This window comes from Cupriavidus basilensis OR16, assembly GCF_000243095.1.
Taxonomy (GTDB): domain Bacteria; phylum Pseudomonadota; class Gammaproteobacteria; order Burkholderiales; family Burkholderiaceae; genus Cupriavidus; species Cupriavidus basilensis_D.
Genome location: NZ_AHJE01000348.1, coordinates 1 through 335, shown reverse-complemented (window position 1 = coordinate 335; position 335 = coordinate 1). Strand labels below are relative to the sequence as shown.

1 protein-coding gene is annotated in these 335 nt (G+C 57.3%); it reads right to left on the bottom strand.

What is annotated here, in order from left to right; translation table 11 throughout:
* Positions 1-203 (bottom strand): hypothetical protein (locus OR16_RS39075; RefSeq protein ID WP_006165038.1); only part of this gene is annotated, 203 nt, incomplete at its 3' end.
* Positions 204-335 lie beyond the last annotated feature (132 nt).

Sequence of the window (335 nt, the reverse complement as noted above, 5' to 3'; positions counted from 1 at the left end):
TTGTCCGGCAGCGAAATCACCCAGGCGTCGCCGGACATCAGGCGAACCATTTTGAGGTCCGCCCCGGTGGCACTGCGGAAGGTCTGGATGACGGCCTCCGCATTGGAAGTGCCGTCGAATTTCACGGCTACCTGTTCGCCTGCCTGCGCTGCCCCAGCGAGCAACAGCGCTGCGCAAACACCAACAAACCATTTCTTCTTCATATTCTTCCTCCAATTTGCGCAACCTCAGAAAACAGAGCGCCAGGTAGGGGGCGGTGTCCTCGAGGGTTGCTGCGGCGATTTCAAAACGACGAACCAGGCAGGAGTTTGTTCCGACTGTTCCTATGTCCTTTT